The organism is Moorena sp. (assembly GCF_982860115.1).
Genome location: NZ_CEYLVT010000272.1, coordinates 1 through 9,163, shown reverse-complemented (window position 1 = coordinate 9,163; position 9,163 = coordinate 1). Strand labels below are relative to the sequence as shown.

Sequence of the window (9,163 nt, the reverse complement as noted above, 5' to 3'; positions counted from 1 at the left end):
ATTTTCGGGCGTTGCTTAATAATGGAATGATTTTAAGAGTTTTCTGGAATGGGCATCTTGGTAGAACTGGCATCTTGCGTAGAACTGGCATCTTGCGTAGAACTGGCATCTTGCCAGTTTCAATAGATTTTCGGGCGTTGCTTAATAATGGAATGATTTTAAGAGTTTTCTGGAATGGGCATCTTGGGTAGAACTGGCATCTTGGGTAGAACTGGCATCTTGCCAGTTTCCTCCTTATTTTCGAGCGGGCATCCTGCCCACTCTACTTTTATTCATTCCTTAATTGAGCAACGCCTATTTTCGAGCGGGCATCCTGCCCACTCTACTCTTATTAATTCCTTAACTACCTATTATTCTTGATCCATAGGCAGACTGATATCAAGAAAAATAAGGAACTTAGCATCAGGCATGAGCCGTTTAAGAGGCTGCACATACCTTTTGGCATCACAAAGGTTGTCGAACCGAGCGAAAACCACTGGTGCCATGGGTGGCAATAGCCTAACCATTACCCATGGGTATAGGTTTCTACCATAGTACATAATAAGTGTATCTCCTTTAAGTGGGAGCCAGAGCCAGCCTTCGCCCAAGGAAGATCGTTAGGCTGGCTCTTGCCGTTGATTTTAACGGGAACAATTTTATTGTAGCACAAAAAATATTATATTATAGCATATTTTGAAAAGTTTTGTAAAAAAATTTTGAGGGAATCGGGAGTCGGGAATCGGGAGTCGGGAATCGGGAGTCGGGAGTCGGGAATCGGGAATCGGGAATCGGGAGTCGGGAATCGGGAATCGGGAATCGGGAATCGTCAGAAAAGAAGGAAATTAAACCCAAAATTCCCCCTTATAAAAGGAGGAAATGCAACCCAAAAGTCCCCCTTACTAAGGGGGATTTAGGGGGATCCGAATCAGGGATTCACGTTATAATCCTATTTGCATCAATTCCTCTGCTTTCGAGACCGGAAGTTTCCGAAAACTGGGGCTAAGTCTAGTCAGCCCTTTGGTTGGTGCGTTACGGGACGGATTGTGTTAACACTGGCTACCGAGAAAATCAGGGCTCGCCCGTCCCTAACGCACCCTACGCAACTTACGACTTAGCTATCAGACTTAGGAATTGCCATCCCATCATGGGGGTTAAATAAATGAATCTTCTCTGGGTCTATAGACAGCCAAATTTCGTCACCTATTCTGACAATTTTATCTGGTGGCACTCTGACCTGAAGAGCGCTAGAGTCTTCCGGGATACTCACAGATAGATAAGTCTCGTTACCTAAGGCTTCCACTAGATCAACGGTAACCACCAAGTTTTTAGGAGCAGGAGCACTGATACTCATGTGTTCCGGACGAACTCCTAAGGTTAAGGATTGACCATCATACTGGTGCAGTATGGGTTCCCAGACTTCTGGGAGGGTCAGGCGGAACTGAGAATTACAGACTACCCGAGGGGCTTTCACCTGAATGGGGATAAAATTCATCGGTGGTGAACCAATGAATTCCGCCACAAACCGGTTAGCGGGTTGATTATAGATTTCCAGAGGAGCAGCAATCTGTTGGATGCGACCGTCTTTCATCACCGCGATCCGATCCCCCATAGTCATGGCTTCCGTTTGGTCGTGGGTGACGTAGATCGTAGTTGTACCTAACTGCCGCTGTAGTTTCACAATTTGGCTGCGAGTCTCTGCCCGGAGTTTAGCATCCAAATTAGAGAGGGGTTCATCCATTAAAAACACCTGGGGATTACGGGAAATTGCCCGTCCCAGAGCAATCCGTTGTTTTTGTCCCCCAGACAGCTGCTTTGGCAATCGATTCAGCAAGTGTTCTACTTGTAGCAACTTAGCTACTTTGCGAACCTGCTGGTCAATCTTTTTCTCTCGTTCGGACAGGTATCGCAGTTCCCGAGGAAGCGATCGCGTCATTGTGGTTAAGACATTTTCCAGATTCGAGCGAACTTCCCCATTCATCATGCCTGTAGCCACAAGCCCTTGCCTGATTTGCGGTGGCAGATTCTTGCCCCAATGCACACTCTTAGAGTTCCCATTAGAGTCTTCTGCCATGTTGAATTGCCCATAGCCAGTTCGTCTGAGTCCAAAGGCAATGTTTTCATAGACACTCAGATGGGGATAGAGGGCATAATTTTGAAACACCATAGCGATGTCTCGTTCTTTGGGTGGTAAATCATTAACTTGTCTGTTCCCCACCCAGATTTTTCCCGCAGTCAATTCCTCTAGTCCAGCAATGATCCGCAATAGAGTACTTTTGCCACAGCCTGAAGGACCAACCAGCACCATAAACTCGCCATCGTTGACTTCCAGATTTATGCGCCGCAAGATATTAAGGGTTTTAGGTGTCTGTCCAGACTTTTCTCCTTCAAGGCTTGGTGACTCTTCTTGATTTGTTACCTTAGGTTCCGTTGTTACTGGTGCAACAACAGTATCCCCTTTGCGGGCGGGAACACTTTTAAAAACGTTTTCCAGAATAACCTGTGCCACGTTGGTCAATATCCAATTACGCTTAATTTTTTCTTTACTGTGATCGTTTCCAACTCTGATGCCGTAATTTTTCCATACTTAGGGTTACCACACCTAACGTTACCAGAAACAATCCGATAATTTCCTGTAACCCTAAACCTTGTTGAATCATCCCCACGGCTAAGATGGTAGTTAACACTGGTGCTGTTGACCCGATAATCGCAGCTGGACGCCCACCAATGAGCCTGATGGCAAAGTTTTGCACCAGATAGCTCACTAAGGTTATCACCCCCAACCCCAGACAGCTGAAGTATACAGCCAGTCTTTGGGTGGGTTCAACAAAAAAGCGCCAGGATTGATCTAGGGGAAATGATAAGCTCAGGCTAGAAAATACCAAAATTAATGTAAAATTAATAAAGCTATAAGGAATAGGGTTGAGCTTTCTAGCGCTGACTTGGGTCAAAATAATGTAAACCGCGAAGCTCAAACCCGCACCAGCAGAAGCTAGAACCCCCAATGCAGAAGAGGGCTGCTTAGCTGCGAGACTAGGTAGGGAAATAAGCAACGCTCCACCCACAACACCAACTATTACTAGAGCACGAACTAGGTGTTGGCGAACTAGATGTGGGCTAAATAGATCTGAGGTAAATAGATGTGTGCGATTACCAAACAGCAATCCTGTCAAGATTACCGTCACAATAGGATATATAAAAAAAATCGTGATTGCTACCCCTGGTTGAATAAGACCTAATGATAGGTATATTAGCACTTGGGATAAAAATAAAAAGAAGCTACTCGCCACCACCTGGCCAAATAAAGGCAAGTCTCCCGACAGAGCACAACGCCTAATATCTCGCCACACCGATGGGTAGAGTAACCTAGCCACAAATGCCATCAACGGTACTACTACCAGCATCTTTAGCCACAGAATCAGTAGGGAGTTGCCAAAACCAGGAGCTACCAGGCCTCCGACTTGAACATTCTGTAGACCAAAGATCCAAGATTGATTAAAGATTACATATACAATTATATTCTGAAACGACAAAATTAGGCAAGACAGTAAGGCCAAAAGCACCCCAATTGAGATTTTTTTTGGGATTTTTATACGACTTTTCTGCGATCGCGTCAGCTGTTGTGGGATAGCTTTATCAGCAGCACTCCTCTGTTTTGGGGATACCATAAGTTTCTTGGTGTTGGCAGGGATAGTTTAGAAGCAATAAGCGCGTTTTATCCTGTATGCTAAAGAGTCGCTCAAAATGAATGGGTCATAAAAACATGAATACCACAATCAAGTCTGCTAGTGATTCCCACCAAGGTCTAGAATCGGTAAACACCCCTGATTCCTCTGGCACTGGGCTAACGCGGACGCAATATCAACAAAAAATGCAGCGACGCAAAGAGATACAGGAACAACGCCTAGCTAAAGCCTCCAAACAAAAAGGGCTGATTGTGGTTAACACTGGCAACGGCAAAGGGAAGACCACAGCTGGATTAGGCATGGTCTTGCGATCCCTTGGTCATGGCTACCGAGTTGTGATTGTACAATTTATTAAGGGTGCTTGGGAACCCGCCGAGAAAGCTGCCTTAGAGCACTGGACAGTAGCCACGGATAACAATCCCCCTCAATTAGAGTTCCATGCCATGGGGGAAGGCTTTACCTGGGAGACTCAAGATCGAGAGCGAGACATCGAAAAAGCCCAATCCGCCTGGGATGCCGCCTTAGGGTTTATCCGTAACCCTGACATTAAGCTAGTGCTATTGGATGAGATTAACATAGCCTTGAAACTCAACTATCTCAGCATTGAGCAAGTTTTGGCTGGACTAGACGAAAAACCCACTGATTCCCATGTCATCTTAACCGGTAGGGGAGCACCAGCCCCCCTAATTGAACGAGCTGACTTAGTCACAGAGATGACCTTAGTCAAGCATCCTTTAAAAGAACAGGGGATTAAAGCACAACCTGGTATTGAGTTTTAATCGTGAGTTCTAATCCTGTTAACCAGGGGAGTAGGGGAGAAATTTTTGAACTATTCCTCAACAGTCCACAATCCCCAAGTTTTATGCATTTAGCTTTTGGAGAGTTGTCATACCAATAGCGTGCGTGATCCCGAAAAATTATGGTGTTTTCTGCAAATCAGGTCGCTCTTCTGGTATAATAGCACCCTCAACTGGACAGACTTCGACACAAATGCCACAGTCAATGCAGCTAGAAAAGTCAATCCAGTACCAGTCACTCCCGAGGGCATTTTTCCCTGGTCCTGGATGAATGCATGCCACTGGGCAACATTCAACGCAATCAGCAATTCCTTGGCAAGTATCGGTAACAATCGTGTGTGGCAAAGTGTTTTCTCGCTTGTGCTAGTGGGTCGGATGTGGATCTTTCTTAATTTTATAGTTAGGTAAGTTCCCCCTAGCCAACTCCAACCAATTACTTCCAACGCTTCAATTAGCAGTAGCCCTTCATGGTGCGTGTCTAGACATCACGACCCCCATGAGTTCGGTTATCTCACTTCGCTGTATCTATCTATTTCCTGATTATTGGGTGATTATTTTAATGGAGGGTATACCTGAGGCTTAATCTCCGAAGCCCCACCAAGCTCCCAAGTCCCACCAATGTAATCGACGGACTCTGTCCCTATGATATTGCGATTTTTTCCTCAAGGCAAACAATTGTTGAACCTTTTCAGCTTTACCGGGGTCTAAATATGTAATACAATGGAGCTAAGTTGAAATCGTAATGACTTCGACTTAATCCCAAACTGGTTAACCATTTGGTTAACCCTTACTAAAGGGGATTAACCTAAAAACCTCAAACCACCTGTGGGAGCCTGGTTGCTGCCAAGGTACTAGGAAACTACTACGGGAGTAAGTGCTCGATCAGCCAAACCTCCGGACGCTGTATAAAACCAATCTGTAAATAACTTATATATAAGTATATATCACCTATAAATACTTATATAGTTACAGGGGGGCAGCGGCGGATGAAACATCGAAGCCCTCAACCCCACATCTTCGATTTGTAGGAGTACCATTACTGGGGCAAGCCCCAGACAAAACCTATAAAAACTTGACTTAGTATACAGCGTCAACCTCATAGTTACGGTTAAATCTCTTTCTAAGGAAGGAGGTAGGTGGTTAATACCTCTTGTAATAAATGTAATGCAATCCATGGCGTAATGATCTCAAGGGAAAGAGATTGTAGTTACTTGATGGAGTAAACATCCGCAACAGAATCTACTACACTGCTTGTTTTTGGAGTCACCACTCACCCATGCCCACTTCTAAAACCAAAACCAAAACTACCAAGCCTACCAAGCCTACCTTCTCAGCAGATATGGTTCGTACCTATCTTCATGAGATCGGTCGCGTACCTCTGCTGACCCATGAGCAAGAAATTGTTTATGGTAAGCAAGTGCAGCAAATGATGGCACTCTTAGGAGAAAAAGCCACCTTGGAACAGGAGCTAGAGCGCGAACCGACAACTGAAGAGTGGGCTTCGTCCATTAATAAGACCGAAGCAGAACTGAAAAAAGCCATAGACCAAGGTACTCGAGCTAAGCGCAAGATGATTGAAGCGAATCTGCGCCTAGTAGTAGCGATCGCTAAGAAGTATCAGAAGCGCAACATGGAATTCTTGGACTTAATCCAGGAAGGTACCTTGGGCTTAGAGCGAGGGGTTGAGAAATTTGACCCAACCCGGGGCTACAAGTTTTCCACCTACGCTTATTGGTGGATTCGGCAAGCGATTACCCGTGCGATCGCTCAGCAAGCTCGTGCAATTCGGCTGCCTATCCACATTACTGAAAAGCTCAACAAAATTAAGAAAGTACAACGGGAACTATCCCAGACCCTAGGTCGCAATGCTACTCCCACCGAGATTGCTAAGGAGTTGGAATTAGAACCAGCTCAGATTCGGGAATATTTGAGCATTGCTCGTCAACCGATCTCTCTCGACGTTCGCGTCGGAGATAACCAAGACACAGAGCTGTCTGAGCTCCTAGAAGATGATGGTCTAACACCGGTTAACTACACCACTCAGGAGTCCTTGCGGCAAGACCTAAATCTGCTGTTAGCAGAACTTACCCCCCAACAGCGGGAAGTGCTAGCGCTACGCTTTGGGTTAGAGGATGGCAAAGAGCTATCTCTGGCTAAAGTTGGTAAGCGACTTAACCTCAGTCGTGAACGGGTACGCCAGTTAGAACATCAAGCCTTAGCACAGCTACGGCGTCGCCATGCTAATTTCCGGGAGTACATCGCTAGCTAGCTAATGGTTGAATGTCTTCCAAGCATAAGTGGTAGCCGTTTCTGGCTACCACTTATTTTTTTGTAAAGAAATGTAAAAAACCCCGAAATCTCTGTTCTTACCTTTGGAGTATTTCTATAGTGAGAGTAAAACTTACATCACTGTATAAGTTCACCTATAATTTCACAAAATTTTCACATCCAAACGGGAGAGTGAGGAGGTAAAAAACCTGGGAGAGCCATTTAAGAAGCAATTTGTAAGTTAACCTGGACGAAAAATTATTCTAAGGGTTGAATAAAAGATGAGTATAGACTCACCTATTTCAGCAAAAGGTCACTCATAGTTGCTTAGAGCAAGGGTCAACTAGCTGGGTGAACGGTGGTAGTCAAGCTTCAGCAAAATTTCCGGCTATCACCAGCGCCAACTGTGACAGTTGATAAACCGCTCAACAAAGGAACAAACCAAAGCAGAGTTTAGGCTTAAATAGGATTATAACCTCAAGAGTCAACATAACTCTGGTTTAGGAAAAATTAACTTTTTCTGATTGATTATGGCTTCATCAGTTGATGCTCTAAACTCTCAGAATTTTTGCTCAGGGTGTCTTACAGTTTTTTTTTAAAAGGGGGTAAGTATGATGCTTAACCAATTAACTGGATCGTTCTTGTCAGCACATCAACGGCTAAATCTTAGAAAACTACCCCTGACAAGGCTATTGCTAACGATAGGATTGGTAACTACCTCATCAACTATAGCAACAGCAGCACCTCAACGACCAGATCAAGCCATTGATACTACAGGTAGAGCGTACACTCAAGCAAGCAGTCCAAATGCATCAATGCCTGATGATGGCATCTACCTCTATGGTGAATCCTCACAACCAGGAGAGATCGGTAAAGAATATCTAGTATTTGAAGCGAATCAGGGCAACGTGCTTGGTGCGGTATATATGCCTCAGTCAGAATATAGCTGTTTTTACGGCACCCTAGATTCAAAACAAATGAATTTGACGGTTATTGATCCCTACAACCAAACCGCTTTGTCCCATACCATTGCCCGTCAACAACGTTCACCCATTGCTGCAGTTGGTCAACAACTAACCCTTGACCATCGCTATAGCGCTATGACTTATCCTTACAAGGTTGGACTAGAAGGATATCAACCAATTAGTTCTATTAGTGATGGTGACCAGGAAATTTTGAGAGTTTGCCGGGATAACTACCAAGGAAGAGTCACCGAGTGATTAATGCTCCCCTTGGACTAATACTAATTGTTAGGTAATTCAAGTTTGACTTCACCATTAACAACCTTGGGTTAGGGGTAAGTCTTAATTTAGGGAGCATTAAATCAAAAATCCAATCTCTAAAATTTAAATGCTATTTAAACTCTAAAATTGGCACAGTTACTCATAATCCAGCAACCAAAGCATTTAGCTCAGATTGCATTTGAGTACAAACTTGCTCGTAACAAGCATCAACATAATCTTTATCCTGAGCAGCAACACGACCATAATGCTCAAAAACAATCGGAGGGCAAACACGAGTTGTAATGGGTATGGGCAAGGGTATATTGGGTAGAGGACCAATCGCCAATCCCCAAGGCAAACCGAGATAAATTGGGAAAACTTGTGGGTCAAGACCAAATAACCAGGGTATCCCCAACTCGTGTAGTTGTCGTGCCTGTTCATAGCAGTCACCTAAGACAATCAGGGTATCATGGGCACCGTTGGATATAATCGGTACAATGGGAACTTTTTCTCGTAGTGCCAGTTTAATAAAGCCCTTACGTCCAGCCAATTGAATTTGATGACGCTGGCTATGGGGACGGAATACATCTTGGGCACCCCCTGGATAGACTAAGACACTAGCTCCCTTACGAAAAGCAGCGATCGCCATTTGGGGATTAGCCATGACTGCCCCCATCTTTCCCGCTAGCTGCGCCAGGTCGGGATTAATTTGCCAGGCATTGGAATGCATCAGACCATAAACTGGACGCTGGGTGCCAAAGCGGCGAAACCAGTCATACATCATCATCACCAGATCAGGGGAAGCTAATCCACCATTGTGGGAACCAACCAACAGCACCTTACTCTCAGGAATGTGCTGCCAGCCATCAGTTTTAACCCGAAAGTAGTAGCGATAAAACCATTCCCACTGGGGCAGATAGGATTCAATTACTTCTGGATCTCGCTCTTCTAAAGACCAACCAAACCGATGCGTCAAGGTTATACTATTGAGTTAACTACAGTTAAATCCTATTCCAAAAAACCTCAGCTATAGGTTAAGTTGATTACTAAAAGGTCTTACCAGGGATGCGACTGTATTGGTAAGCATATGCGCGAAGCGCACGCTGTGCGAACAGCAGTCAGCAGTCAGCCTTGGCCAAAGATCACCCTAGGCGAATGGCTGATAGCTGATAGCTGATAGCTGATAGCTGATAGCTGATAGCTGATAGCTGAT

At 44.8% G+C, this 9,163-nt stretch carries 10 protein-coding genes; 4 read left to right on the top strand and 6 right to left on the bottom strand.

The window, feature by feature from the left end; translation table 11 throughout:
- On the top strand, positions 1–191 hold a 191-nt coding region (locus AC4II3_RS28760), incomplete at its 5' end, for a hypothetical protein (protein ID WP_490722980.1).
- Between the two features lie 159 nt (positions 192–350).
- On the opposite strand, the gene AC4II3_RS28755 is transcribed toward AC4II3_RS28760, so the two are convergent.
- The 4 genes from AC4II3_RS28755 to AC4II3_RS28740 form a co-directional block, all read right to left on the bottom strand.
- A complete protein-coding gene (locus AC4II3_RS28755) occupies positions 351–539 on the bottom strand; it encodes a hypothetical protein (RefSeq protein WP_293043567.1) in 189 nt (62 codons plus the stop codon).
- Between the two features lie 121 nt (positions 540–660).
- Positions 661–831 (bottom strand): hypothetical protein, encoded by a 171-nt coding sequence (locus AC4II3_RS28750; RefSeq protein ID WP_488014821.1) that lies wholly within the window; start codon positions 829–831, stop codon positions 661–663.
- 259 nt (positions 832–1,090) lie between these two features.
- Positions 1,091–2,485, bottom strand: a complete 1,395-nt coding sequence (locus AC4II3_RS28745) for an ABC transporter ATP-binding protein (protein WP_488014819.1) — start codon at positions 2,483–2,485, stop codon at positions 1,091–1,093.
- 34 nt (positions 2,486–2,519) lie between these two features.
- Positions 2,520–3,644: a DMT family transporter gene (locus AC4II3_RS28740; protein WP_488014817.1), complete on the bottom strand. Its 1,125-nt coding sequence runs from the start codon at positions 3,642–3,644 to the stop codon at positions 2,520–2,522.
- A gap of 95 nt (positions 3,645–3,739) precedes the next feature.
- On the opposite strand from AC4II3_RS28740, the gene cobO reads away from it, so the two are divergent.
- The gene (gene cobO / locus AC4II3_RS28735) at positions 3,740–4,441 is read left to right on the top strand and encodes a cob(I)yrinic acid a,c-diamide adenosyltransferase (RefSeq protein ID WP_488014815.1); all 702 of its coding nucleotides are present in this window, start codon (positions 3,740–3,742) and stop codon (positions 4,439–4,441) included.
- A 138-nt stretch (positions 4,442–4,579) separates the two neighbouring features.
- Here cobO and AC4II3_RS28730 read toward each other — a convergent pair whose 3' ends face one another.
- Entirely contained in the window at positions 4,580–4,804 is a 225-nt protein-coding gene (locus AC4II3_RS28730) for a ferredoxin family protein (RefSeq protein WP_083305266.1), read from the bottom strand.
- A 931-nt stretch (positions 4,805–5,735) separates the two neighbouring features.
- Here AC4II3_RS28730 and AC4II3_RS28725 point away from each other — a divergent pair.
- Together AC4II3_RS28725 and AC4II3_RS28720 are read left to right on the top strand one after the other, a co-directional pair.
- Entirely contained in the window at positions 5,736–6,728 is a 993-nt protein-coding gene (locus tag AC4II3_RS28725; protein WP_488014812.1) for an RNA polymerase sigma factor, RpoD/SigA family, read from the top strand.
- A 610-nt stretch (positions 6,729–7,338) separates the two neighbouring features.
- Positions 7,339–7,947, top strand: coding sequence for a hypothetical protein (locus AC4II3_RS28720; RefSeq protein ID WP_488014810.1), 609 nt, complete (start codon positions 7,339–7,341; stop codon positions 7,945–7,947).
- A gap of 163 nt (positions 7,948–8,110) precedes the next feature.
- Here the strand turns inward: AC4II3_RS28720 and AC4II3_RS28715 are convergent, their stop codons facing one another.
- Positions 8,111–8,926: a lysophospholipid acyltransferase family protein gene (locus AC4II3_RS28715; RefSeq protein WP_488014808.1), complete on the bottom strand. Its 816-nt coding sequence runs from the start codon at positions 8,924–8,926 to the stop codon at positions 8,111–8,113.
- Between the last annotated feature and the right edge of the window lie 237 nt (positions 8,927–9,163).